At 67.4% G+C, this 22920-nt stretch carries 27 protein-coding genes and 1 pseudogene; 26 read left to right on the forward strand and 2 right to left on the reverse strand.

Annotation, left to right across the window (positions count from 1 at the left end; all coding sequences use genetic code 11):
• Positions 1 to 337 precede the first annotated feature (337 nt).
• The 26 genes from ABKW30_RS28730 to ABKW30_RS28855 all read left to right on the forward strand — a co-directional run bounded on the left by ABKW30_RS28730 (position 338) and on the right by ABKW30_RS28855 (position 21409).
• Positions 338 to 736, forward strand: coding sequence for a single-stranded DNA-binding protein (locus ABKW30_RS28730; protein WP_348602391.1), 399 nt, complete (start codon positions 338 to 340; stop codon positions 734 to 736).
• A 213-nt stretch (positions 737 to 949) separates the two neighbouring features.
• On the forward strand, positions 950 to 1207 hold the full coding sequence (locus ABKW30_RS28735; RefSeq protein WP_348602392.1) for a hypothetical protein: 258 nt from the start codon (positions 950 to 952) through the stop codon (positions 1205 to 1207).
• Positions 1208 to 1300: 93 nt separating this feature from the next.
• Positions 1301 to 1567, forward strand: a complete 267-nt coding sequence (locus ABKW30_RS28740; protein WP_348602422.1) for a DUF2285 domain-containing protein — start codon at positions 1301 to 1303, stop codon at positions 1565 to 1567.
• Between the two features lie 384 nt (positions 1568 to 1951).
• Positions 1952 to 2452 (forward strand): DUF2285 domain-containing protein, encoded by a 501-nt coding sequence (locus tag ABKW30_RS28745; RefSeq protein ID WP_348602393.1) that lies wholly within the window; start codon positions 1952 to 1954, stop codon positions 2450 to 2452.
• Positions 2453 to 2586: 134 nt separating this feature from the next.
• Complete coding sequence (locus tag ABKW30_RS28750; RefSeq protein WP_348602394.1) at positions 2587 to 2868, forward strand: helix-turn-helix domain-containing protein; 282 nt, start codon at positions 2587 to 2589, stop codon at positions 2866 to 2868.
• A 12-nt stretch (positions 2869 to 2880) separates the two neighbouring features.
• On the forward strand, positions 2881 to 3765 hold the full coding sequence (locus ABKW30_RS28755; protein WP_348602395.1) for a replication initiator protein A: 885 nt from the start codon (positions 2881 to 2883) through the stop codon (positions 3763 to 3765).
• 211 nt (positions 3766 to 3976) lie between these two features.
• Complete coding sequence (gene parA / locus ABKW30_RS28760; RefSeq protein WP_348602396.1) at positions 3977 to 4615, forward strand: ParA family partition ATPase; 639 nt, start codon at positions 3977 to 3979, stop codon at positions 4613 to 4615.
• Entirely contained in the window at positions 4612 to 4863 is a 252-nt protein-coding gene (locus ABKW30_RS28765) for a hypothetical protein (RefSeq protein WP_348602397.1), read from the forward strand. The genes parA and ABKW30_RS28765 overlap by 4 nt, the downstream gene beginning before the upstream one ends.
• Positions 4860 to 5381 (forward strand): DUF2840 domain-containing protein, encoded by a 522-nt coding sequence (locus ABKW30_RS28770; protein ID WP_348602398.1) that lies wholly within the window; start codon positions 4860 to 4862, stop codon positions 5379 to 5381. Before ABKW30_RS28765 ends, ABKW30_RS28770 begins: the two co-directional genes overlap by 4 nt.
• Positions 5378 to 5923: a S26 family signal peptidase gene (locus tag ABKW30_RS28775; protein WP_348602399.1), complete on the forward strand. Its 546-nt coding sequence runs from the start codon at positions 5378 to 5380 to the stop codon at positions 5921 to 5923. The genes ABKW30_RS28770 and ABKW30_RS28775 overlap by 4 nt, the downstream gene beginning before the upstream one ends.
• Before the next feature lie 36 nt (positions 5924 to 5959).
• Positions 5960 to 6295 carry a DUF736 domain-containing protein gene (locus tag ABKW30_RS28780; protein ID WP_348602400.1) on the forward strand — a complete coding sequence of 112 codons (336 nt, stop codon included), beginning with the start codon at positions 5960 to 5962 and terminating at the stop codon, positions 6293 to 6295.
• 3 nt (positions 6296 to 6298) lie between these two features.
• Positions 6299 to 7075, forward strand: coding sequence for a lytic transglycosylase domain-containing protein (locus tag ABKW30_RS28785; RefSeq protein WP_348602402.1), 777 nt, complete (start codon positions 6299 to 6301; stop codon positions 7073 to 7075).
• Positions 7076 to 7319: 244 nt separating this feature from the next.
• Positions 7320 to 9056, forward strand: coding sequence for a DUF3363 domain-containing protein (locus tag ABKW30_RS28790; protein ID WP_348602403.1), 1737 nt, complete (start codon positions 7320 to 7322; stop codon positions 9054 to 9056).
• Between the two features lie 28 nt (positions 9057 to 9084).
• Positions 9085 to 11079 carry a conjugal transfer protein TraG gene (locus tag ABKW30_RS28795; RefSeq protein ID WP_348602404.1) on the forward strand — a complete coding sequence of 665 codons (1995 nt, stop codon included), beginning with the start codon at positions 9085 to 9087 and terminating at the stop codon, positions 11077 to 11079.
• 7 nt (positions 11080 to 11086) lie between these two features.
• Complete coding sequence (locus tag ABKW30_RS28800) at positions 11087 to 11521, forward strand: ribbon-helix-helix protein, CopG family (protein WP_348602406.1); 435 nt, start codon at positions 11087 to 11089, stop codon at positions 11519 to 11521.
• A 169-nt stretch (positions 11522 to 11690) separates the two neighbouring features.
• Entirely contained in the window at positions 11691 to 12686 is a 996-nt protein-coding gene (trbB, locus tag ABKW30_RS28805) for a P-type conjugative transfer ATPase TrbB (RefSeq protein ID WP_348602407.1), read from the forward strand.
• Entirely contained in the window at positions 12683 to 13015 is a 333-nt protein-coding gene (locus tag ABKW30_RS28810; RefSeq protein WP_348602409.1) for a TrbC/VirB2 family protein, read from the forward strand. The genes trbB and ABKW30_RS28810 overlap by 4 nt, the downstream gene beginning before the upstream one ends.
• Complete coding sequence (locus ABKW30_RS28815) at positions 13015 to 13296, forward strand: VirB3 family type IV secretion system protein (protein ID WP_348602410.1); 282 nt, start codon at positions 13015 to 13017, stop codon at positions 13294 to 13296. The genes ABKW30_RS28810 and ABKW30_RS28815 overlap by 1 nt, the downstream gene beginning before the upstream one ends.
• Before the next feature lie 7 nt (positions 13297 to 13303).
• Complete coding sequence (gene trbE, locus ABKW30_RS28820) at positions 13304 to 15742, forward strand: conjugal transfer protein TrbE (protein ID WP_348602411.1); 2439 nt, start codon at positions 13304 to 13306, stop codon at positions 15740 to 15742.
• The gene (trbJ, locus tag ABKW30_RS28825; protein WP_348602412.1) at positions 15739 to 16506 is read left to right on the forward strand and encodes a P-type conjugative transfer protein TrbJ; all 768 of its coding nucleotides are present in this window, start codon (positions 15739 to 15741) and stop codon (positions 16504 to 16506) included. Before trbE ends, trbJ begins: the two co-directional genes overlap by 4 nt.
• 10 nt (positions 16507 to 16516) lie before the next feature.
• The gene (gene trbK-alt, locus ABKW30_RS28830) at positions 16517 to 16903 is read left to right on the forward strand and encodes a putative entry exclusion protein TrbK-alt (RefSeq protein WP_348602413.1); all 387 of its coding nucleotides are present in this window, start codon (positions 16517 to 16519) and stop codon (positions 16901 to 16903) included.
• 4 nt (positions 16904 to 16907) lie between these two features.
• Positions 16908 to 18266 carry a P-type conjugative transfer protein TrbL gene (trbL, locus tag ABKW30_RS28835; protein WP_348602415.1) on the forward strand — a complete coding sequence of 453 codons (1359 nt, stop codon included), beginning with the start codon at positions 16908 to 16910 and terminating at the stop codon, positions 18264 to 18266.
• Complete coding sequence (gene trbF / locus ABKW30_RS28840) at positions 18266 to 18949, forward strand: conjugal transfer protein TrbF (RefSeq protein WP_348602416.1); 684 nt, start codon at positions 18266 to 18268, stop codon at positions 18947 to 18949. Before trbL ends, trbF begins: the two co-directional genes overlap by 1 nt.
• Positions 18946 to 19974 (forward strand): P-type conjugative transfer protein TrbG, encoded by a 1029-nt coding sequence (trbG, locus tag ABKW30_RS28845; protein WP_348602417.1) that lies wholly within the window; start codon positions 18946 to 18948, stop codon positions 19972 to 19974. Before trbF ends, trbG begins: the two co-directional genes overlap by 4 nt.
• Positions 19971 to 21179 carry a TrbI/VirB10 family protein gene (locus tag ABKW30_RS28850; protein WP_348602418.1) on the forward strand — a complete coding sequence of 403 codons (1209 nt, stop codon included), beginning with the start codon at positions 19971 to 19973 and terminating at the stop codon, positions 21177 to 21179. Before trbG ends, ABKW30_RS28850 begins: the two co-directional genes overlap by 4 nt.
• A 2-nt stretch (positions 21180 to 21181) precedes the next feature.
• The gene (locus tag ABKW30_RS28855; RefSeq protein ID WP_348602419.1) at positions 21182 to 21409 is read left to right on the forward strand and encodes a DUF2274 domain-containing protein; all 228 of its coding nucleotides are present in this window, start codon (positions 21182 to 21184) and stop codon (positions 21407 to 21409) included.
• Here the strand turns inward: ABKW30_RS28855 and ABKW30_RS28860 are convergent.
• Both ABKW30_RS28860 and ABKW30_RS28865 read right to left on the reverse strand, forming a co-directional pair.
• Positions 21354 to 22370, reverse strand: a complete 1017-nt coding sequence (locus ABKW30_RS28860) for a LysR family transcriptional regulator (protein WP_348602420.1) — start codon at positions 22368 to 22370, stop codon at positions 21354 to 21356. The two genes, ABKW30_RS28855 and ABKW30_RS28860, sit on opposite strands and share 56 nt — an antisense overlap.
• A 287-nt stretch (positions 22371 to 22657) precedes the next feature.
• A pseudogene (locus ABKW30_RS28865) lies at positions 22658 to 22920 on the reverse strand (type 1 glutamine amidotransferase domain-containing protein); the annotation flags it as partial.

Raw genomic sequence — 22920 nt, forward strand, 5'->3', positions numbered from 1 at the left:
CAATGCGGAGCTTCGCCAGGGTGGCGGTGCGGGCGCGCCGGTGGTGCCAATCCGGGTTTAGCGCCGACGAACCGTCGCGATGATGACGTGTCTGGCAGCCTCCGCGCGTACTCACGTCGGCGGATCAATCCCTCCGACCGATCAAGCCCCTAAGCCCGTTCGGTTTTCGACAACAACCCCTTCATGCCGAACCGAGTTGGCGCTGCGCGCCGGCCCGCACCACTTCGGCCCGCCGGGGTCCAGCCTCCGCTGCGCTCCGGTGCAGTCGCCTCCCGACGGACTTGGCCGGGTCTCGTCGGAGGGAATGGTCCCTCGGACGGAAGCAACGGAGACTACCATGCAGAACATCGTCATTCTCGCCGGCAATATCGGCCAGGACCCGGAAGCCCGCACCACCCAAGGCGGCACCCGCATCACCCACTTCACGCTGGCGACCTCGCGTCCGCGCTACACTGAGGGCAAGGTTGTCCGCGACAGCGAAGGGCGGCGGGTCCAGGATACCGAGTGGCACCGCATCACCTGTTTCAACGGCCTCGGCAAGACCGTCGAGGAATACTGCGAAAAGGGCATGAAGGTACTCGTCCGGGGCCGCATCCACTACACCAAGTGGACCGACAATGAGGGCGTCGATCGCTACGGCTGTGAGATCATCGCTGAGACCGTCGACTTCCTGAGCCGCGCGAAGCCGGTCGAAAACGGCGGCAGCCGCGAGATGGACGACGACATCCCGTTCTGACGCCGGCGCATCGGCCCGGCGGCTCAAGCCGCCGGGCCTTCCCTTCGCTGCCGACAACATCACCACGGCCGATACGCCGCAACCGAATCAGTTTTCCAAAGGGAAGCGAAAACGGCCTGTGATAGAGCTTTCGGCCTCGCGTTGACCATCAAAGGCGACTATAATAGTCGTTTTCGTGGCGTGCGCAGTCAGGTCTGTAGGAGGTGATCATGCATGATCACCGCCCGACAGTCTCGGGCCGCCCGCGCGTTGCTTGGTTGGAATCAGGAGACGCTCGCTGACAAGGCCCTGGTATCGTTGACCGCGCTCAAGCGCGTCGAGTCCGAGAGCGGACTTGGCGTGCATGAGTCAACGCGGCACCAGGTTCTGCGCGCGCTCGAGGAGAACGGGATCGTCTTCCTGTCCTCCGATCAGGGCGAAGGGGTGATGATTGTTCGCAAAGATCGTCAGAGCAACGCGAACCGAGGCTAGTGCGACCACGTCGCCGATCTCCGCCATGAATACGCTCCGACCGTCGTGCAAACTCCATCCGTTTCGGATAAGACCCGGTGGGGGACGTTAATGATGAACAAGAAATCCGGATTCCTCGACCAGGCGCCGAGCGAAACGTGCCTGACCGATTATGATCGCGCCCACCTTGCCACATATCTCCGCTTGCTTGATGCGGAGAGCGAAGGCGCAGCGTGGCAGGAAGTCACAAAGCTGATCTTCGGGCTCGATCCGGACAACGATGCCGCGCGCGCCGAACAGACCTATCGGTCGCATCTGGCGCGCGCACATTGGATGACCGAAAACGGCTTCAAGGATCTCATACGGACAAGCTATCATTAACTAATGCATCCCCCGTGCTGCAAGTTACGCATCACGCGCGCAAATCTTCGGACTTCCCAAAAAGCTGCTCAACCGAGAATCGTATCATCCACAGTTCTCGCGTTCAGCGAGGCTTGGGAGGCCATGCGATGCCAGAGAAGGGCAGATGGCGGATCTCAACCGCCTATGACTATGTGAATGATCTCGATCCTCCGGACCTGGCCTGGGAATTTCTGAGGCGCAATCCGGAATATCGCAAAGACTATGCACGACTGACGGCTGGCGACCACGAAGACGCAGTCTCTGAGAAGCTCGCCGAAAAATGGGGGTTGTCCTTTCGTCACGGACCCCGACATCCCTGCGCCCGAGGCGGAGGCCGCCTGGACGCCGACCGCCGACCCATCAATGCTGATCCTTCAGGCGCCGCCACCGTGGATTATGGCGGCTGCGGCGGCTGCGAGCCCCGCGACTGATCCGATCACCATCGTTTCGGGCCATCAGCGCCTGAGTATCGGCGGTGCGATGTTCCGTGTCCGTGCCGACGTGACAATGAGCCTGGGCGGCCAGCCGGTCGCAATCGTGCCGCTCGACGACGCGACACCCGATCGCCTGGAGGCGATCGCGCGCTTCTGGCACGGATGGCGACGTCCTCCCGCGCCCGCCGATCCGCGACTGACGCCGCAGCGCCGCAGCCGGCTCCGGCAGATGCTCCGCGCCGTGGACGCGCGCATCGAACACGCAACCTACCGCGCCATCGCCGGCGTGCTCTTCCCCCAGCACAAGATCGACGCCGCCGCTTGGGCTGGCGATGCGCTTCGCGAAACAACAATCCGACTCGCCCGCGACGGCATGAAGCTCGTCGGTGGCGGCTATCGAGAGCTGCTTAGGCGCTCCCGCAAAGCCTGAGCGACGCCCCGTCGCCCGGGTGTCGATTATTCCCGCAAATCTTCGACATCGTGGACGCGGTCGATCCGAGCCACCGTGCGCTGACGCCGCCGAGAGCATCCGACGGCACCCCACAAACGCACGGAGCTTCGATCATGGCCGAAAGCGCCACGGTTCACGTACCCCCACGCCTTCTTCGTACCCCGGAAGCCGCTCGCTTCCTCGGTCTGTCCGGTCGCACCCTCGAAAAGCATCGCACCTACGGCACCGGCCCGGCCTTTAAAAAGCTCGGCGGCCGCGTCGTCTACGCGATCGCCGACCTGCAAGCCTGGGCCAATCGCGGCACCAAGAAATCGACCGCCGACAGCGACACCATCCTGCCGGCGAAGCGCCACACCGTCGACGGCGCGGGCAACGCCCGCACCACCGAACGCTGAGGCGACGGCCCGATGTCGGTACGCCATCCCAGCAGCGAACGCGAACAGCTCGACCTCTTCCGGGCGCTGCCCGGAGACCTCGCGCCCCGCGACGCGCAGGACCTGATGGCGTACCCGTTCTTCTCGCTCGCCAAATCGAAACGACTGGCACCGATCGACTTCAAGGCCGGCTCGATCGTCATCCGCGTCGAAGCCGTGCCCGAGCACGGCATGGCGACGATATGGGATGCGGACATCCTGATCTGGGCTGCCTCGCAGATCGTCGAGGCGCGCGATGCCGGCCTGCGCCCGTCGCGCCTGATGGGCACCACGCCCTACGAAATCCTCAACTTCATCGGCCGCGGCGTCAGCCTGCGCGACTACGACCGGCTAAAGGCCGCGCTTGATCGGCTCCAGTCCACCACCATCGCCACGTCCATCCGCCAGCCGACCGAACGGCGGCTGCACCGTTTCTCGTGGATCAACGAGTGGAAGGAGCGCGCCGATCACCGCGGCCGGCCGCTCGGCCTCGAACTGATCGTCCCCGACTGGTTCTACGGCGCCGTCCTCGATGACGCGCTCGTACTGACCATCGACCGCAATTACTTCGACCTGACGGGTGGCCTGGAGCGCTGGCTCTACCGCCTCGTGCGCAAGCACGGCGGTCGCCAGGAATTCGGCTGGAGCTTCGACTTTCCGCATCTCCACGCGAAGTCCGGCAGTCTTTCGCCGCTCAAGCATTTTGCGCACGACCTGCGCGAGATCGTCCGGCGCCAACCACTTCCCGGCTACCGGCTGAACATCGAACGGTGCGTCGGCGGCCCGGAAATTCTCTCCTTCACACCGACCGATCCCGACGCGCTGGGCATCCCGCGCCGCCGGCACCGCTCGTCAACTCGCCCTGGGGATAAGCTGTGAATAGTCTCGTGCTATCAGGGACCGGCACTATCGTGCCATCGGGGACCGGACTCTCGTGCTATCGGGGACCGAAATCGCCGAATCCGCACGCTGAATCAACAGCTTGCGGCCCCTCTAACTTATCTAACTTAGATTCCTTCGGAATCTTTCTAACGCAACCCGCTTTTTCGCAGGTTCTGGATAACCGCGCCGCGATGGCCGCGGGTGCGTCATGATAGTGGCGCTTCTCAACCAGAAGGGGGGCGTCGGAAAGACGACGCTCGCCCTGCACCTCGCCGGGGAATGGGCTCGGCAGGGACAACGGGTCACGCTGATCGACGCGGACCCGCAGGGCTCGGCGCTCGACTGGTCGCAACAGCGGGCGCGCGAAGGCCTGCCGCGCCTGTTCGGCGTCGTCGGCCTGGCGCGCGACACGCTGCACCGGGAAGCCCCCGAGCTGGCCCGCGACGCCGACCACATCGTCATCGACGGGCCGCCGCGTGTCGCTGGCTTGATGCGATCGGCCTTGCTCGCCGCCGACCTCGTCCTGGTCCCGGTCCAGCCATCGCCATTCGACGGATGGGCGTCGGCCGAGATGCTGGCGCTGATCCGGGAAGCCCGTATCTATCGGCCCCAGCTCGCCGCCCGCTTCGTGCTGAACCGCTGTGCCGCGCGAACGGTCATCGCCCGCGAGACGGCCGAGACGCTTTCCGACCACGATCCGCCGCTGCTCGCCGCCACGATTGGTCAGCGTGTCGCCTTCGCCGACACCGCGCAGACCGGACGGCTCGTGAGCGAGCTGGATTCCGAAAGCCCGGCGGCGCGCGAGATCGCCGCTCTCGCCACCGAGATCGCGAGGATCGCGCCATGACCCCGTCCACGCCTAAGCGCGGCTTCGCGACCCGGCCCGGCGATGCAGAGAGCTGGATCAGATCGGCCGAGCCGCCCACGCGCGCACCAGACCCCAATGCCTTCACGGCCAGGCTCACCATCGACGTGACGTCCGACCAGCGCGCGCGGATCAAGATCGCCGCCTTCCAGCGCGGCGTCACGGTCGCCGACATGCTGCGCGAGCTGCTCGCGCGCGAATTCCCCCCAAGCACAGGAGATGCGACATGAACGGCCCGAGCGCCATCCATGCGCGCGGCGGGCCGAGACCGGCCACGCCGCCGCCGAGCGACCTGACGGAAGTCGAACTCACCTGGATCGAGAAGCGCGTCGAGAACTGGATCAGGTTCGGCCGGGAAGCCGGCGAACAGATCCTCGACCGCCGCCGCCGCGTGCTGCGCTTCGCGCCGGAGACCATCTTCGCCTTCATCCGTTGGTCGGCCAACGACTTCGGCACGGTCGCCTCGAACCTCGACGTGTTGCGCGCGCCACTGCCAGCCGAGCCCCGCCAGAGCGTGCCTTTCGTCCGCCCCGGTGCCGATGCGCTGCTGCGCGTCGAGGGCTGGCCGAGGGTCGAGCGCGTCCTGCAGATGATCGACGCGATCGAGGCGATCGGCATCGATCCGGCCGACGTCTCGCCGGATCACTGGCGCCACGTCCACAACCGCATCGCCGCCGGCCATCAGCCGCGCGCCTATACCGCCGAGCATCACCGGGCCTTCCTCCTGCGCCGGAGGACCCTGTCATGAGCCGCTTCGGCTACGTCATGGTCACCTATTTCATGGTGATGGGAACCGCGATCGCCGCGTTCGTTGACTTCCCGAAGACCTTCATCTGGAACGCCTCCGCCAGCACGCCGATCGGGCTCTACACCCTCGACCGGCCGCGTCACCTGACGGTGACCGACCTGGTCGCGGTGCGCCCGCCCGCCGCCTTCGCCGACCTCATGGTCGAGCGGGGCTATATCGGCCGCGGCGTGCCGCTGATGAAGCGGGTCGCGGGCCTTCCGGGGCAAGAGGTCTGCCGCCACGGCCACGCCATCACGGTCGACGACGTGCCGATGGGCGACGCGCTCGACCGCGACCGTCTCGGCCGGCCGCTGCCCCTCTGGCAGGGATGCCGGCGCATCGCCAACGGCGAAGTCTTCCTCATGAACTGGTCCGTCCGCGACAGCCTCGACGGCCGCTACTTCGGGCCCATTCCCGCAAACGCCGTCATCGGTCGGGCGACCCCGCTCTGGACCGATGAGGACGGCGACGCCCGCTACGTCTGGCGCGCGCCGACCCACTGAGCTTCCGCCTCCCACCCCCCACCGAAGGAGACCATCATGGCACATCTCGGACTCTTCAATCGCACTCAGTCCGGCTATTCGGGGCACCTGCGAGCGCCCGGTCTGAACGAGGAAATCACCCTCGTTCAGACCGACCCGTCCGACTCGGGAAACGCGCCGGAATACCGCGTTCTGCTCGGCGACGAAGACGGGCTCGACATCGGCGCGGCGTGGAAACACGTCGGCGAACGGGCCGGCGACTACCTCTCGCTGGAGATCGAGAGCCCGCTCTTTCCCCAGCCGCTGCGCGCCAATCTCTTCCGCTCGACCAACGACGGCTCCGTATGGGGCTTGCACACGGCCCCGAAGCCGAAGCGGCAGAAGGGAGACTGATCGGTGCGCGTCCCGCTCGACCCACAGCGGCGCCGACGCGGAGCGAGATCAACTCGCGCCGCGCCCCGGCTGCTCCTCCTTTTCCTTTCCGGCCTGCCGCTCGCCGCCGCGCCGAACGCATCGGCGCTCGCGCAATCCGCGCCGCCGGCCATCGTCCAGCCCGATGCGCCGTTCGCCTCTTTCGTTACGGAAGCCTCGCAGCGCTTCGGCATCCCGGTCGCCTGGATTCGGGCCGTCATGCGCGTCGAGAGCGCCAACGACACGCGCGCCGTCTCGTCCAAGGGCGCCATGGGCCTCATGCAGATCATGCCCGACACCTGGGCCGAGCTGCGCGCCCGCCACCGTCTCGGCGGCGATCCCTTCGATCCCCGCGACAACATCCTGGCCGGCACGGCGTACCTTCGCGAACTCTTCGACAAATACGGCTCGCCTGGCTTCCTCTCGGCCTACAATGCCGGTCCCGGGCGCTACGAGGAATTCCTCGCCGGCGGCCGCGCGCTGCCCGGCGAGACGCGCGCCTATGTCGCCCAGATCGCACCGCTCATCACCGGCGAACCCGGCGCCGCGACCGTCACCGTCGCGGCCGCCGACCCGATGGCCTGGACCCGCGCGCCGCTCTTCGTTGGCGCCGCCGAGCGCATCCCTACGACGGCTTCGGTGCAGGCCGACGCGCAGCCTCGTGACAGCGAGACGGCGCCGCGAGCGCGTGAAGAAGCCGCCGATGCGGCGCAATCCGGCGGCCTGTTCGTCTCGAGGCGAGACCCGGCAGGCCCGCGATGACTCGTTCATCCCCCAATCGCACCTTGGCGAACCCCAGCGCAGAATGGCGGGCGTTGGGAGGGGAAGCCGCAAGCACAACCGCACGATGGCAGGATAAAAGGGCGCGAGGTGCGCCTTGGTTCGGTTGTGCTTTTTCAAGGGCTTATGGCGCGATTTCGCGAGGTACGCCTGATCGGCGCAGCCTGCGATACCGCACTTTCTTCAAGCATTTCATCGGCTTCGCGCGATGTGCGGGGCCTCGGCCATGACCGAGGACAACGAATTCCGCATCCGGCCGGGCCGCATCCGCTCAACCAGCGCCCAACGCGTGCGGCCCTTCATCGCCCAGGCTTTGGCGGCCGCGCAGCGGGCCGGCGGCAGCGTCTCCCGGAACGGGAGGATCGGGCCTGGCGCGCGCTCGCGGTTCGGCGTGGGACAGCGGGCCTCGATTCAGGCCAACCGCCTCATCACCAGCCGTTCGCGCGGGGCGGTCATCAAGGCCCGTGTCGTCCGTCACGGCGGACGCGGCGCGCCGCTGTCGACGCATCTCAATTATCTCCAGCGCGACGGCGTGACCCGGGACGGGGAGAAGGCCCGCCTGTTCGGCCCCGATGGCGACGGCGCCGACGCCAAGGACTTCGCCGCGCGCGCCGAGGGCGACCGCCATCATTTCCGCTTCATCGTCTCGCCCGACGACGCGGTGGAGATGTCCGACCTCAAGGGCTTTGCGCGCGACTTGGTCACGCAGATGGAAAAGGATCTCGGCACCAAGCTCGAATGGGTCGCCGTCGACCATTGGAACACCGAGCATCCGCACGTCCATCTGATCGTGCGCGGTGTGCGCGACGACGGCTCCGACCTGGTCATCTCGCGCGACTACATCAAGGAAGGGATGCGCGACCGCGCCCGCGACATCATCACCCAGGAACTCGGGCCGCGCACCGATCAGGAAATCCGCCGGACGCTCGAACGCCAGATCGACACGGATCGCTGGACCAACCTCGACCGTCAGCTCGCGCGCGACGCCTATCGGACCGGCGTCATCGATCTCGCCCCACATGCCGATCGGCAGCCGGACGAATTCCATGCGCTGAAGGTCGGCCGGCTGCGCAAGCTCGAAGGGCTCGGCCTCGCCGACGAAGTCGGTCCCGGCCAGTGGACGATTTCGGACAAGGCTGAGGCGACGCTGCGCGAACTCGGCGAACGCGGCGACATCATCAAGCGCATCCACCACGGCCTCACCGAACGCGGCATCTCGCGCAGCGCGGCGAGCTATGTGCTCGCGTCGGAAAGCCTTAACCATCCGGTCATCGGCCGGCTGGTCGCCCGAGGGCTCGACGACGAGCTGAAGGGGACAGCCTTCGCCGTGGTCGACGGCGTCGACGGCCGCACCCACCACATCAAGCTTCCCGATCTCGACGCCGCCGGCGACAGCGCGCCGGGCTCGATCGTCGAGCTGCGCGCCTTCGCCAACGCGAATGGGCATCGCCGCGTCGCGATCGCGGTGCGCTCCGACGTCGACATCGAGCGGCAGGTCACGGCGAGCGGCGCGACCTGGCTCGACCGGCAGAACATCGCCCGCGAGCCGGCCGCGCTCGGCGGCGGCTTCGGCGCCGAGGTTCGCGACGCGCTGGAACGGCGGGCCGAGCACCTTGTCGGCCAGGGTCTCGCCGAGCGGCAGAAGCGCGGCGTCAGCTTCCAGCCGGGGCTGATCGAGACCCTGCGGCGCCGGGAGCTGGACGACGTCGCCCAGCGGCTCGCCGCCGAGACCGGCCGCCCGCAATCCAAGCCCGAAGCCGGCGAGTATGTAACCGGCACCTATCAGCGGCGGCTCAATCTCGCGGCCGGCCGCTTCGCGATGATCGACGACGGCCTCGGCTTCAGCCTCGTGCCGTGGACGCCGTCGCTCGAAAAGCAGCTCGGCAAACACGTCTCCGGCGTCGCGCGCGGCGACGGCGGCGTCGATTGGAGCTTCGGCCGACAGCGAGGGATCGGCCTGTGACCCTCAACCCAACCGAAAGGAGCCTGCCATGTCCGCCACCAAGATCCTCTGGGGCCAGATCCTCGTTGTCTTAGCCATCGTCATCCTGACCACCTGGGCCGCGACGCAATGGACGGCCTGGAAGCTCGGCTTCCAGCCGCAGCTCGGGCCGGCCTGGTTCATGCTCGGCGAATGGCCCGTCTACTATCCGTGGTCCTTCTTCGCGTGGTGGTACTTCTACGACGCCTATGCGCCGCCGGTCTTCGTCGAGGGGGCTTATATCGCCGCCAGCGGCGGCTTCATCTCGATTGGCGTGGCGATCGGCATGTCGGTGTGGCGTGCGCGCGAAGCCAAGAACGCCGAGACCTTCGGCTCAGCGCGCTGGGCCCGCGCCGACGAAGTGCGTGGCGCCGGCCTGCTCGGCGAGGACGGCGTCGTGCTCGGCAAGTACGAACACGCCTATCTCAGGCACGACGGTCCCGAGCATGTGCTGTGTTTTGCTCCGACCAGGAGCGGCAAAGGTGTCGGCCTCGTCGTGCCGTCGCTGCTGACATGGCCGGGCTCGGCCATCGTCCATGATATCAAGGGAGAGAACTGGACGCTGACGGCAGGCTTTCGCGCCCAGCACGGCCGCGTCCTGCTCTTCGACCCGACCAACGCCAAATCCGCCGCCTACAACCCGCTGCTCGAGGTGCGACGCGGCGAGTGGGAAGTCAGGGACGTGCAGAACATCGCCGACATCCTGGTCGACCCGGAGGGCAGCCTCGAAAAACGGAATCATTGGGAGAAGACCAGCCACGCGCTGCTAGTCGGCGCGATCTTGCATGTCCTCTATGCCGAGGAAGACAAAACGCTCGCCGGCGTCGCAGCCTTCCTGTCCGACCCGAAGCGGCCGATCGAGTCAACCTTGGCGGCGATGATGAAGACGGCACATCTCGGCGAGGTCGGCCCGCACCCCGTCATCGCCTCGGCCGCAAGGGAGTTGCTCAACAAATCCGACAACGAGCGCTCGGGCGTGTTGTCGACGGCCATGTCCTTCCTCGGCCTCTATCGCGATCCCGTCGTCGCGGAGGTGACTCGCCGCTGCGACTGGCGCATCGCCGACATCGTCGGCGCCCAGCGTCCGACCAGCCTCTACCTAGTCGTGCCGCCGTCGGACATCGCCCGGACCAAGCCGCTCATCCGGCTGATCCTCAACCAGATCGGCCGGCGCCTGACCGAGGATCTCAAGGCGCGCGGCAACCGTCATAGGCTGCTCCTCATGCTCGACGAATTCCCGGCCCTGGGCCGGCTCGATTTCTTCGAGAGCGCCTTGGCCTTCATGGCGGGCTACGGGCTCAAGTCCTTCTTGATCGCTCAGAGCTTGAACCAGATCGAGAAGGCATACGGGCCGAACAACTCGATCCTCGACAATTGCCACGTCAGGGTGTCGTTCGCGACCAATGACGAAAGGACGGCCAAGCGCGTCAGCGACGCGCTTGGCACCGCCACCGAGATGCGGGCGATGCGCAACTATGCCGGCCACCGGCTGAGCCCGTGGCTTGGCCACCTCATGGTCTCCCGCTCGGAGACCGCTCGTCCGCTGCTGACCCCCGGCGAAATCATGCAGCTCCCGCCGGCCGACGAGATCGTCATGGTCGCCGGCACACCACCTATCAAGGCGAAGAAGGCGCGCTACTACGAGGACCGCCGCTTCAAGGAACGGATCATCCCGCCGCCGGCGCTGACCAAGCCGACGCGGGCGATAACGGACGACTGGAGTCGGCTGCCGCTGCCGGCCCGGCTTGCCGCCGCGATTGCTGCCGGCGCCGCATCTTCGGCCGAGGCTGGCGACGAAGATCCGACCGGCTCGGAACGCCGGCACCAGCCCGAGCTGAACCGCGCCGTGCCCGTCGAGCAGAAGACGCCCATCGAGAACGAATTCGACGGTGGCTTCGACGCCGAGCCGGATGAGGACACCGCCCGCATCAGCCGGGCCAACCAGCTCATGCAAGGCGTCGCCCGCCAGGTCTCGCTCGACCCGAACGACGGCATGGAGCTGTGAGGCGCCCATGGCCAACCCGTCGAAGAAGCAGCGCCTGTCGGTCTATCTCGAACCCGATGTGATGAAGGCGCTCGCCGCCCATGCCGCCCGTCGCGACCAGTCGCGCTCACTCGTCGCCGAGGCGGCGATCGCCTCCTTCCTGTCGCCGGATGCGGCCGAGCGGCAGGAGGCGGCCACCACCAAGAGGTTAGACCAGCTCGACCGCCGCATGACCCGCATGGAGCGCGACGTCGGCATCTCGGTCGAGATGCTCGCCGTCTTCGTCCGCTTCTGGCTCACCACCAACCCGCCTTTGCCCGAGCCGGCGCAGGCCGCCGCCCGGGCCCAGGCGGGCGAGCGCTACGACGCCTTCGTCGCCGCGCTTGGCCGCAGACTCGCCAAGGGTCCGAAGCTGCGTCAGGAGATTTCGGAGGACATCGAGCCGGCGCGCGACGCGCAATAAGGAGCGATTGCGGCATCACAAGTAATCGGCAACCCCGCCGAACGCCTGTCTCTGCACGCTAGACTACTACTACGCCCTGACACCTGTTGCCGAGGACCGATTTCCGGTTCTCTTAATCATCCCCGATCCAGGGGCGGCCTGACGCGGTCCCGCAGAGAACGGGGACAACGTGGCCGTTTCTTCCGAGAAATCTGAGGCGATACTCCGCGGGGCGCGCATGCTGCGCACCGCCCTTGGCCCCGCCATCGCCGGCTTTCTCGGGGACGCCAGCGTCGTCGAGGTGATGCTCAACCCCGACGGCCGCCTCTGGATCGACCGGCTTTCGGAGGGGCTGTCGGACACCGGCGAGACGCTGTCGCCGGCGGACGGCGAGCGCATCGTGCGCCTGGTCGCGCATCATGTCGGCGCCGAGGTCCATGCCGGAAGTCCCCGGGTTTCGGCGGAGCTGCCGGAAACGGGAGAGAGATTCGAGGGCTTACTGCCGCCGGTCGTGTCCGCGCCGGCCTTCGCGATCAGAAAGCCGGCTGTCGCTGTCTTCACCCTGCACGACTATGTCGCCGCCGGCACCATGACGGCCGAGCAGGCCGAGATGCTGCGCCAGGCCGTCGTCGACCGACGCAACATCCTGGTCGCGGGCGGGACCTCGACCGGCAAGACCACGCTCACCAACGCGCTGCTCGCGGAGGTCTCGAAAACCTCCGACCGCGTGGTGCTGATCGAGGACACCCGCGAGCTGCAATGCGCCGCGCCAAACCTTGTCGCCATGCGCACGAAGGACGGCGTCGCCACGCTCTCCGATCTCGTCCGCTCCTCGCTGCGCCTGCGCCCCGACCGCATCCCGATCGGCGAGGTGCGCGGCGCCGAGGCGCTCGACTTGCTCAAAGCCTGGGGCACCGGCCACCCCGGCGGGATCGGCACGATCCACGCCGGCACCGCGATCGGCGCGCTGCGACGTCTCGAGCAGCTCATCCAGGAAGCCGTCGTCACCGTCCCGCGCGCGCTTATTGCCGAGACGATCGACGTGGTCGCCGTCCTGTCGGGTCGTGGCTCGAACCGACGCCTGGCCGAACTTGGCCGCGTCGAGGGGCTCGGCCCCGATGGCGACTACAGCGTCCGCCCCACGACCCAGCCCCCAGCCCAGCCCCCAGAAGGAGATCACTCATGATCCGCCGCGCCTTGCGTTTTCACCGCCACGTCGCGACCGCCGCGTCAGTCGTGCTCGTCAGCATGATGCTGACGCCCGCCGCCCATGCCTCCGGCTCGTCCATGCCGTGGGAAGCGCCGCTGCAGTCGATCCTCGAATCTATAGAAGGCCCGGTCGCCAAGATCATCGCCGTCATCATCATTATCGTCACCGGTCTGACGCTCGCCTTCGGCGACACCTCCGGCGGCTTCCGGCGCCTGATCCAGATCGTGTTCGGTCTCTCGATCGCCTTCGCCGCCAGCTCGTTCTTCCTCAGCTTCTTCAGCTTCGGCGGCGGAGCCCTGGTCTGATGGCCGGGCCGATCGAGAGCGGCGGCGATGTGCCGGGCTTCACCGTTCCGGTCCATAGGGCGCTGACCGAGCACATCCTGCTCGGCGGGGCGCCCCGGTCGATCGCCATCCTCAACGGCACACTCGCCGCCGCTCTCGGTCTTGGCCTGCGCCTCTGGCTCGTCGGCTTGGCGCTCTGGGCCATCGGCCATTTCGCCGCCGTGTGGGCGGCCAAGCGCGACCCGCAATTCGTCGATGTCGGCCGCCGGCACCTGCGCATCCCCGGCCATCTCGGAGTCTGAGCCCGCCATGATGAATCTCGCCGAATACCGCCGGACCTCGACCCGTCTCGCCGATTTCCTCCCTTGGGCCGCGCTCGTCGGCCCCGGTGTCGTCCTCAACAAGGACGGCAGCTTCCAACGCACAGCGCGCTTCCGCGGCCCCGATCTCGACAGCGCCGTGCAGGCCGAGCTGATCGCCGTCGCCGGACGCCTCAACAGCGCCTTCCGTCGGCTCGGTTCCGGCTGGGCGATCTTCGTCGAGGCGCAGCGCCATGCCGTCGGCGCCTATCCGGCGAGCCGCTTTCCCGACGCGGCCTCGGCGATGGTCGACGCGGAGCGCAAGGCGGATTTCGAGGAAGAAGCCGCGCACTACGAGTCCAGCTACTTCCTGACGTTCGGCTTCCTGCCGCCGGCCGAGGACGCGGCACGCGCCGAGAGCTGGCTCTACGAAGGCAAGGCCGAACGCGGCGTCGACGCCTGGGAGGCGCTGCGCGGCTTCATAGACCGCACCGATCGCATTTTGCAGCTCGTCGAAGCCTTCATGCCGGAGTGCGCCTGGCTCTCCGACGTCGAGACGCTGACCTACCTGCACTCGACCGTCTCGACCAAGCGCCACCGCGTCCGCGTCCCCGAGACCCCCATGTATCTCGATGCGCTGGTCGCCGACCAACCGCTTATCGGCGGCCTCGAACCGCGTCTCGGGGAGACGCATCTACGCATCCTCACCATCGTCGGGTTTCCGACGGCGACGACGCCCGGAATTCTCGACGACCTCAACCGGCTCGCCTTTCCCTACAGGTGGAGCACGCGCGCGATCCTGCTCGACAAGACCGACGCGACCAAGCTCGTCACCAAGATCCGCAGGCAGTGGTTTTCCAAGCGAAAGAGCATCGCCGCGATCCTGAAGGAGGTGATGACCAACGAGGCGAGCGTCCTCGTTGATACCGACGCGGCCAACAAGGCCGCCGATGCCGATCTCGCGCTCCAGGAGCTGGGCGCCGATTTCGCCGGCCAAGCCTATGTCACCGCCACCATCGCCGTCTGGGACGCCGATCCGCGCGTCGCGGCGGAAAAATTGAGACTCGTCGAGAAGGTCATCCAGGGCCGCGACTTCACGGCCATGCCGGAGACGATCAACGCCGTCGACGCCTGGCTCGGCTCGCTGCCGGGCCATGTTTACGCCAACGTCCGGCAGCCGCCTATCTCGACGCTCAATCTCGCCCACATGATCCCGCTATCGGCGGTCTGGGCGGGGCCGGAACGGGATGACCATCTCGGCGAACCCCCTCTGCTTTACGGCAGAACCGAGGGGTCCACCCCGTTCCGGTTTTCGATTCACGTCGACGATGTCGGCCATACGCTCGTCGTCGGCCCGACCGGCGCCGGCAAGTCGGTGCTGCTGGCGCTGATGGCGCTGCAGTTCCGCCGCTATCCGAAAGCCCAGGTCTTCGCCTTCGATTTCGGCGGCTCGATCCGCGCTGCCGCGATCGCGATGCGCGGCGACTGGCACGATCTCGGCGGCGGCCTGACGGAAGGCTCCGCGGACAGCGTCGCGCTCCAGCCGCTGTCGCGCATCGACGAGACGGCCGAGCGCGCCTGGGCGGCCGACTGGATCGTCGCCATCCTCATGCGCGAGAGCATCGCGATCACGCCCGACGTCAAGGAACTCATCTGGACGGCGCTCTCCTCGCTCGCCAGCGCGCCGATCGGCGAGCGGACGTTGACCGGCCTCGCCGTGCTGCTCCAGTCGAACGACCTGAAGCAGGCGCTGCGTCCGTACTGTGTCGGCGGGCCCTATGGCCGGCTGCTCGACGCCGAAAGCGAGCATCTCGGTGTCGCCGCCGTCCAGGCGTTCGAGACCGAGGGGCTCATCGGGACGGCCGCAGCGCCTGCGGTGCTCGCCTATCTCTTCCACCGCATCGAGGACCGGCTGAACGGCGAGCCGACGCTGATCATCGTCGATGAAGGCTGGCTCGCCCTTGATGACGAGGGCTTCGCCGGGCAGCTCCGCGAGTGGCTGAAGACGCTCAGGAAAAAGAACGCGAGCGTCGTCTTCGCCACGCAGTCGCTCTCCGACATCGACGGGTCGGCGATCGCGCCGGCCATCATCGAGAGCTGCCAGACCCGCCTCCTGCTGCCCAACGAGCGCGCCATCGAGCCGCAGATCACCGCGATCTATGAGCGCTTCGGGCTCAACGCGCGCCAGATCGAGATCCTCGCCCGCGCCATGCCCAAGCGGGACTATTACTGCCAGAGCCGCCGGGGCAACCGGCTCTTCGAGCTGGGCCTGTCCGACGTCGCGCTCGCCCTCTGCGCCGCCTCCTCCAAGACCGACCAGGCCGCCATCGACCGCATCGTCACCGAGCACGGCCGCGACGGCTTCCTCGCGGCCTGGCTGCGTTTTCGCGGCGCCGATTGGGCCGCCGACCTCATCCCAGACCTCACCAACCTGGAGAGCCTGCCATGAAACTGCGCGTCCCCCGCGCGGCGCTCGCCGCCGCGATCCTCGCCATCCCTTTGTCCGCATCGCCGGTGCTGATCGCGCCGGCGTCGGCACAGTGGATCGTCTACGACCCGACCAATTACGCCTCGAACGTCCTGCAGGCCGCTCGCGCCCTGGAGCAGATCAACAACCAGATCACGAGCCTCCAGAACCAGGCGCAGTCCCTGATCAACCAAGCCCGCAATCTCACGAGCCTCCCGTTCTCGTCGCTTCAGCAGCTCCAGCAGTCCGTGCAACGGACCCAGCAGCTCCTGAGCCAGGCTCAGAACATCGCCTATAACGTCCAGAACATCGACCAGGCGTTCCGCACGAACTACGGGGCCGGCAGCGCCTCGATGTCGGCCTCCGACCAGCAGCTCGTCGCGCAGGCCAAGGAGCGCTGGAACAACACCGTCGCCGGCCTGCAGGACGCCATGCGCGTCCAGGCCGGCGTCGTCGGCAACATCGACACCAACCGCACGCAGATGTCGGCCCTGGTCGGCCAGAGTCAGGGCGCGACCGGCGCCTTGCAGGCGACGCAGGCGGGCAACCAGCTCCTCGCTCTTCAGGCCCAGCAGCTCGCCGATCTCACCGCCGTCGTCTCCGCCAACGGACGGGCCCAGGCGCTCGCCGAGGCCGAGCGGTCCGCCGCCGCCGAACAGGGCCGCGAACAGCGCCGCCGCTTCCTGACGCCGGGGACGGGCTACCAGCCCGGCAACGCGCAGATGTTCCCCAATGGCGGCAACTGAGGGTGCGGCGATGGACGGAAAGATCCTGGCCCGCATCGGCGCCGTCTTCTTCGTGACCTTCGCGGTCACCGCAACCGCCATCGAACTCGCCCGCAAGGACGAGCCGCCGATCTACCGCAGCCTCGCCGTGGCGACGGAGGCGACCGCCGACCCGCTGAAGGTCGAGCTGCGCCGCTGCCAGCGCCTCGGCGAGGCCGGCACCCACGACGATGGCTGCCTGCAAACCTGGGCGGAGAATCGCGACCGCTTCCTGAAGCCCTCGCAGCCCGTGCCCCAGCAGCCGGCGCCGCAGGCGCCCGGTCCACAAGGCACGCCGCTCAACCCGCCTCGGCGCCACGAGCCCGTCGTCGAGACGCCGGCGCCCGCCGCAGATTCCCATACGAACGAGGCTCGCTGACATCATGGGCGGCACCGGCGTCATCGATCATTTCCTGGAGGTCTTCACCCGCTACATCGACAGCGGGTTCGGTCTCCTCAGCGGCGAAGTCGCGTTCATCGCGACGACGTTGATCGTGATCGACGTGACGCTTGCCGCGCTCTTTTGGTCCTGGGGCGCGGACGACGACATCGTCGCTCGCCTCGTGAAGAAGACGCTGTTCGTCGGCGTCTTCGCCTATCTGATTTCCAATTGGAACAACCTGGCCCGCATCATCTTCGAGAGCTTCGCGGGCCTCGGCCTCAAGGCGTCGGGCACGGGCTTCACGGTCGCCGAAATGATGCGCCCGGGCCGTGTCGCCCAGACGGGGCTCGACGCCGGCCGACCGCTCCTCGACTCCATCTCCGACCTGATGGGCTACTGGAGCTTCTTCGAGAACTTCATCCAGATCGCGGTGATGCTGCTAGCCTGGGCGCTCGTATTGCTCGCCTTCTTCATCCTCGCGATCCAGCTCTTCGTCACGCTGATCGAATTCAAGCTGACCACGCTCGCCGGCTTCGTCCTCATTCCGTTCGGGCTCTTCGGCAAAAGCGCCTTCATGGCCGAGCGCGTGCTCGGCAACGTCATCAGCTCCGGCATCAAGGTGCTCGTCCTCGGCGTCATCATCGGCATCGGATCGAGCCTGTTTTCTGAATTCACCGCCGGCTTCGGCGGCGCGACGCCGACCATCGACCAGGCCATGGCGATCGTGCTCGCGGCGCTGACGCTGCTAGGCCTCGGCATCTTCGGTCCGGGCATCGCTAACGGCCTCGTCTCCGGCGGCCCCCAGCTCGGCGCGGGCGCTGCCGTCGGCACCGGCCTTGCCGCCGGCGGCATGGTCGCTTCAGGCGCCGCCGCCGTTGGCGCTGTCGCGTCCGGAGGCGCCGCCCTGGCCGGAGGCGCGGCCGCCGCCGCTCGCGGACGCGCGGCCCTCGCGGGCGGCGCTTCCACCGCTTACAGCCTGGGCGCCGCAGGGCAGTCGGGCGCTTCGGGCGTGGCCAGCGGCCTGGGCGGCGTCGCCCGGGCCGCCGGTTCGGCCGCCACATCGCCGCTCCGCCGTGCCGCCGAGCGCTCGGCCGAGAGCATGCGCTCCAACTTCTCCGACGGAGCCCGCGCCGCCTTCGAGGCGACTGGCGGTTCCTCGACCATGGGCACGGTCGGCGGCGCAGCCGACGAGGCCGCACCTGCGGCATCCGGTTCCGGCGATCAGCCGCCCGCCTGGGCCCGCCGCATGAAGCGCTCCCAACAAATGAGCCACGCCGTGTCGACCACGGTCCATGCGGTGCGTAGCGGCGACAGCCATGGCGGCGGCAGTTCCATCAACCTCTCTGAAAGCGACCGCTGATGTTCAGAAGACCGTCCACTCACTACGGGAAAGCCCCCGAGCCCGAGACGCCTTACCAACGCGCCGCCCAGGTCTGGGACGACCGCATCGGCTCGGCGCGCGTCCAGGCGCGCAACTGGCGCTACATGGCGTTCGGTTCGCTCTTCCTCTCGGCTGGCTTCGCCGCCGCGCTCGTCTGGCAGTCGGCGCGCGGCACCGTTGTGCCATGGGTGGTACAGACCGACCGGCTCGGCCAGGCGCAGGCGATCGCGCCAGCGACCGCCGACTATCAGCCAACCGATCCGCAAATCGCGTTCCACCTCGCGCGCTTCATCGAGCAGGTCCGCTCGATCCCGGCCGACGCGATCATCGTCAGGCAGAACTGGCTGCGCGCCTACGACTTCACCACGGATCGCGGCGCCGCGGCGCTCAACGACTATGCGCGCTCGAACGACCCGTTCACCAAGGTCGGGCGCCAGCAGATCGCCGTCGACGTATCGAGCGTGATCCGCGCGTCGCCGGACTCGTTCCGCGTCGCCTGGTCCGAGCGCCGCTACGAGAACGGCCAGCTCGCCGAGACCACACGCTGGACGGCGATCCTCACCATCGTCGTGCAGGTTCCCCGCAACGCCGACCGGCTGCGGGCCAATCCCTTGGGGATCTACGTCAACGCAATTTCTTGGTCACGGGAGCTGGGGCAATGACAATGCCGATTTTCCGTAAAGCCGGAGAACCGGCTTTACGCATCCACACATTCGCGGCTTTGCTGATCACGGGCACCACGCTCGCCGGCTGCGCCACCGCGCAGCGTCCGCCGGAGATCAGCTACGACGACGCGCCCGCCGCGGTGCAGACCGTCGATCCGCCGGCCCCCGTCCAGGTCGTCGAGCTGCCGCGCCCGCTACCGCTCCCCGGGCAGATGAAGCCTGTCGAGGAATCGCGCCGCGCGCCCGAGCCGGCCGATCCAACCGCGCGCGTCAACCAAGCCAACGCCGCCGCACGCATCCAGCCGGTACGCGACGGCTTCATCAATTCGATGCAGGTCTATCCCTTCACGCAAGGGGCCCTCTACCAAGTCTACACCGCCGTCGGGCAGATCACCGACATCGCGCTCCAGCCCGGCGAGCAGCTCGTCGGTTCCGGGCCTGTGGCCGCCGGCGATACCGTCCGCTGGATCATCGGCGACACGCAGAGCGGCGCCGGCGCGACCCTGCAGGTCCATATCCTAGTGAAGCCCACGAGGCCCGACCTGATGACGAACCTAGTCATCAACACCAACCTGCGCACCTACCACATGGAGCTGCGCTCGACCGAGCGCACCTATATGGCCTCGGTGTCCTGGCAATATCCGCAGGACCAGCTCATCGCCTTGCGCCGCCAGAATGCGGAAGCGCAGGCCACCCAGCCGGTCGCAACCGGCGTCGATCTCTCGCGGATCAACTTCCGTTATGAGGTCACCGGCGACCGCGCCCCGTGGCGCCCGCTGCGCGCCTATGACGACGGCCGGCAGGTGTTCATCGAGTTCCCGCGCGGCATCGCCCAAGGCGAGATGCCGCCCCTGTTTGTCGTCGGCGCCGAGGGCACCACCTCCGAGCTGGTCAACTACCGGGTCCGCAACAACTACATGATCGTCGACCGGCTCTTCGCTGCCGCCGAACTGCGGTTCGGTTCCGGCGACACCCAGAAGCGCGTCCGCATCACCCGTACCGACGGGAGGCCGGCGTCGTGAGCGAGGACCGGAAGGAGGAAGAGGACGCCGGTGCGCCCCTGACGGGCTCGACGCCTGACGCGGCCGCCCCGATGCGGCTGCGCGCCGACACGCCGCGCGTGACGCGGCTGTCGCGCAAGGTGCTTGCGGGGCTCGGCCTGGTCGCCAGCCTCGGCATCGGCGGCGCGCTGGTCTATGCGCTCCAGACTCGCAACTCCGGTCGCGCGCCCGAGGAGCTGTATTCGACCGACAACCGCAACACGGCCGACGGACTGCAGGGATTGCCGCGCGACTATACCGGCGTCCCCCAGCTCGGCCCGCCGCTGCCGGGCGACCTCGGCCGGCCCATCGTCAGCGCCCAGAACCGGGGTCAGCCCGTGCCCAATCCCGGCGTCGCCCCGCCGCAGCCCGGCCTCAGCGCCGAGGAGCAGCGCCGGCTCCAGGAGATCGAGACCGCCCGCACGAGCCGGCTGTTCGCGGCCGCCGAGGCGCGCAATACCGCGCCGGTCGCGACGAACCAGCCCAACCCGACGCCTCCGGATTTGACCAGCCTCGGGCTGGCGCCGCCGCCGGCGACGCCCACCGCCCAGGAGCGCCAGCAAGCTTTCCTCAATGCGCCCGTCGATCGCCGCACCGTCGCCGCCGACCGGGTCGCCGCGCCAGCATCGCCCAATATCCTTCAGGCAGGCGCCGTCATCTCGGCCGCGCTCATCACCGGCATCCGTTCGGATTTGCCGGGGCAGATCACCGCGCAAGTGACGGAAAATATCTATGACAGCCCGACCGGGCGCATCCTGCTCATCCCACAGGGCACGCGCGTCATCGGCCAGTACGACAACAATGTGCAGTTCGGGCAAAGCCGCGTCCTTCTCGTCTGGAACCGGCTGATCTTCCCGAATGGCCGCTCGATTGTTCTGGAGCGTCAACCCGGCGCCGACGCCGAGGGTAATGCCGGCCTGCAGGACGGTGTCGACTATCACTGGTGGGATCTCGCCAAGGCCGCCGGCCTCTCGACGCTCCTCAGCGTTGGCGCGGAACTCGCCACCAACAACGACGATCGGCTGATCCAGGCGATCCGCAACGGCGGGCAGGACACGATCAACGACGCGGGTCAGCAGATCATCAGGCGCCAGCTCAACATCGCCCCGACGCTCACGATCCGGCCGGGTTTCGGGGTGCGCGTGATCGTCACCCGCGATCTCGTCCTCGAGCCCTATGGAGGTTGAACATGCCGAAGTTGAAACTCGGCCCATTGGCCGATGACAAGCCGGTCAAGGTCACGGTCGAGCTGCCCGCCGCGTTGCATCGCGACCTGACCGCTTATGCGCAAGCCCTTGCCGGTGAAACGGGCCAACCAGTGGGAGACCCGGTTCGGCTCATCGTACCGATGCTCCAGAGGTTCATAGAGACCGACCGTGGATTCGCGCGGGCTCGGCGAGATCGTCCAGGTCGATGAGATCCGGGACAGCGCTCGCAGCTATCAGTATGCAGAGCGCCAACCATGTCAACCTTTTGGCGACGTCGCTCGCCAATCTCTTGACCAGGCCCAGAAGATGCTTGAGCGATGGGTTCGAGTTGCTGGGGGACCAGACCGCACTCGACGGAAGGTCTTCGTCCTCTCCGGCGATTGGCCGAAACACCACGCCTTGCGTCGATGCTCCGACCGTCGAGGAGCTGGTGAGCGTGAGCCCATAACCGATCGCAACCAGGTGCATCAGGCTTTCCCTGCTCACCTCGTGGACATCGATCGTCGGCCGAAAGCCCAGATCCGCCAACCGTTTCATCAAATAGTCCTGGATCTCCGGCCCGGGACCGCCGCTGCTCACGATAAAGGTTTCGTCCCTGACCTCCTGCCACGATAGCGTCTCGGCTTCAGACAGCCTGTGCCCGGAGGGCAGAACGACGAAGACATGCTCGGTCCAGAGGCGCTGCGCGACATGGCCGGCGATTTCGGGCTCACCGGTCATGAAGACGACGTCCAGCCGTCCCAGCGCAAGCTTGTGGAGGTTCTCCTGCGCGGTCCCTTCATGAAGGATGACCTTCACGGCAGGGCTCCGCTCGCGGAATTCCTTCAGTGCCAGTTGGAGGAAGCCTGACGCAAGTGAAGCCAGGATGCCGATGTTCAGCTCGCCATGCTCGCCTCTGTGCCTCGCGGAGGCCAACTGGATCGCGCGGCGGAGTTGGTTCATTCCCGGCGTGGCCTCTTTCAGAAAGTTCTCGCCGGCCGGCGTGAGGTACACACCCTTCCTGTCACGGAGAAAGATTGCGAATCCGAGACGATGCTCCAAGAGCTGGACTCGTCGGATCACCGTGGACTGCGAAACATTCAGCGACATCGCCGCCTGACGAAAGCTGCCATGCTCTGCTGTTGCGATCGCGGACCGCAGGTATCGAAGATCGAGCGCTAGATCTGGCATGAGTACACGCGGTGGGAGACCTTGACTTAAGCAATACCCACAGCATCCGCTGCCCACCGAAAGCTTCGGGGCGACCGCTGCAGTGGAGCATTGGGAGAGAGATTGATCGCGAGACTTGAAGTCCTCGCTACGGGCCTGGAGCAGGTGTCCAAGAGCCAGTTGTCGGTGGACCGGCACCTTGTCGGCAATCGAACTGAGGCGGCTTTACACCTTCAGTCGGCTGCCGATCAGAATGTCCGGTGCGCGCGTGCCCCTTTCGGCTCGCGCGCACCAACGACAGCGTCAGCTTACTTCTTCTTCGCGGCGTTCAGCTTGGCGACGAGGGCGTCGCCGAAGGCCGGAGCCGACATCGGCTGCTGGCCGGTAATCAGTTCGCGATCGACGACCACGTTGGGATGCCAGTTGGCGATGCTCTCGACCCGCGCACCGGCTTCGGCGAGCGCGTTGACCGGATAGAACTGGACGTTGCCGCCAAGGCCGCTCGGGCCTTCCAGCGCCTGTTCCTCACCCGTCGAGAACACCGTCACGCGGTAGCCGGCATAGGGCCAGT

The sequence above is a fragment of the Phyllobacterium sp. SB3 genome (assembly GCF_040009165.1).
Lineage (GTDB): Bacteria > Pseudomonadota > Alphaproteobacteria > Rhizobiales > Rhizobiaceae > Phyllobacterium.

Bases quoted from the DNA above. Each gene is read 5' to 3' on its own strand.
- ABKW30_RS28765 (WP_348602397.1), top strand. From the start codon at position 4,612: ATGACCCCGTCCACGCCTAAGCGCGGCTTCGCGACCCGGCCCGGCGAT.
- ABKW30_RS28750 (WP_348602394.1), top strand. From the start codon at position 2,587: ATGGCCGAAAGCGCCACGGTTCACGTACCCCCACGCCTTCTTCGTACC.
- ABKW30_RS28780 (WP_348602400.1), top strand. From the start codon at position 5,960: ATGGCACATCTCGGACTCTTCAATCGCACTCAGTCCGGCTATTCGGGG.
- ABKW30_RS28860 (WP_348602420.1), bottom strand. From the start codon at position 22,370: ATGCCAGATCTAGCGCTCGATCTTCGATACCTGCGGTCCGCGATCGCA.
- ABKW30_RS28855 (WP_348602419.1), top strand. From the start codon at position 21,182: ATGCCGAAGTTGAAACTCGGCCCATTGGCCGATGACAAGCCGGTCAAG.
- ABKW30_RS28740 (WP_348602422.1), top strand. From the start codon at position 1,301: ATGAACAAGAAATCCGGATTCCTCGACCAGGCGCCGAGCGAAACGTGC.
- trbK-alt (WP_348602413.1), top strand. From the start codon at position 16,517: ATGGACGGAAAGATCCTGGCCCGCATCGGCGCCGTCTTCTTCGTGACC.
- trbF (WP_348602416.1), top strand. From the start codon at position 18,266: ATGTTCAGAAGACCGTCCACTCACTACGGGAAAGCCCCCGAGCCCGAG.
- trbE (WP_348602411.1), top strand. From the start codon at position 13,304: ATGATGAATCTCGCCGAATACCGCCGGACCTCGACCCGTCTCGCCGAT.
- ABKW30_RS28810 (WP_348602409.1), top strand. From the start codon at position 12,683: ATGATCCGCCGCGCCTTGCGTTTTCACCGCCACGTCGCGACCGCCGCG.
- ABKW30_RS28745 (WP_348602393.1), top strand. From the start codon at position 1,952: ATGCTGATCCTTCAGGCGCCGCCACCGTGGATTATGGCGGCTGCGGCG.
- trbL (WP_348602415.1), top strand. From the start codon at position 16,908: ATGGGCGGCACCGGCGTCATCGATCATTTCCTGGAGGTCTTCACCCGC.
- ABKW30_RS28735 (WP_348602392.1), top strand. From the start codon at position 950: ATGATCACCGCCCGACAGTCTCGGGCCGCCCGCGCGTTGCTTGGTTGG.
- ABKW30_RS28790 (WP_348602403.1), top strand. From the start codon at position 7,320: ATGACCGAGGACAACGAATTCCGCATCCGGCCGGGCCGCATCCGCTCA.
- ABKW30_RS28770 (WP_348602398.1), top strand. From the start codon at position 4,860: ATGAACGGCCCGAGCGCCATCCATGCGCGCGGCGGGCCGAGACCGGCC.
- ABKW30_RS28730 (WP_348602391.1), top strand. From the start codon at position 338: ATGCAGAACATCGTCATTCTCGCCGGCAATATCGGCCAGGACCCGGAA.
- ABKW30_RS28800 (WP_348602406.1), top strand. From the start codon at position 11,087: ATGGCCAACCCGTCGAAGAAGCAGCGCCTGTCGGTCTATCTCGAACCC.
- ABKW30_RS28755 (WP_348602395.1), top strand. From the start codon at position 2,881: ATGTCGGTACGCCATCCCAGCAGCGAACGCGAACAGCTCGACCTCTTC.
- ABKW30_RS28815 (WP_348602410.1), top strand. From the start codon at position 13,015: ATGGCCGGGCCGATCGAGAGCGGCGGCGATGTGCCGGGCTTCACCGTT.
- ABKW30_RS28795 (WP_348602404.1), top strand. From the start codon at position 9,085: ATGTCCGCCACCAAGATCCTCTGGGGCCAGATCCTCGTTGTCTTAGCC.
- trbG (WP_348602417.1), top strand. From the start codon at position 18,946: ATGACAATGCCGATTTTCCGTAAAGCCGGAGAACCGGCTTTACGCATC.
- ABKW30_RS28775 (WP_348602399.1), top strand. From the start codon at position 5,378: ATGAGCCGCTTCGGCTACGTCATGGTCACCTATTTCATGGTGATGGGA.
- trbJ (WP_348602412.1), top strand. From the start codon at position 15,739: ATGAAACTGCGCGTCCCCCGCGCGGCGCTCGCCGCCGCGATCCTCGCC.
- parA (WP_348602396.1), top strand. From the start codon at position 3,977: ATGATAGTGGCGCTTCTCAACCAGAAGGGGGGCGTCGGAAAGACGACG.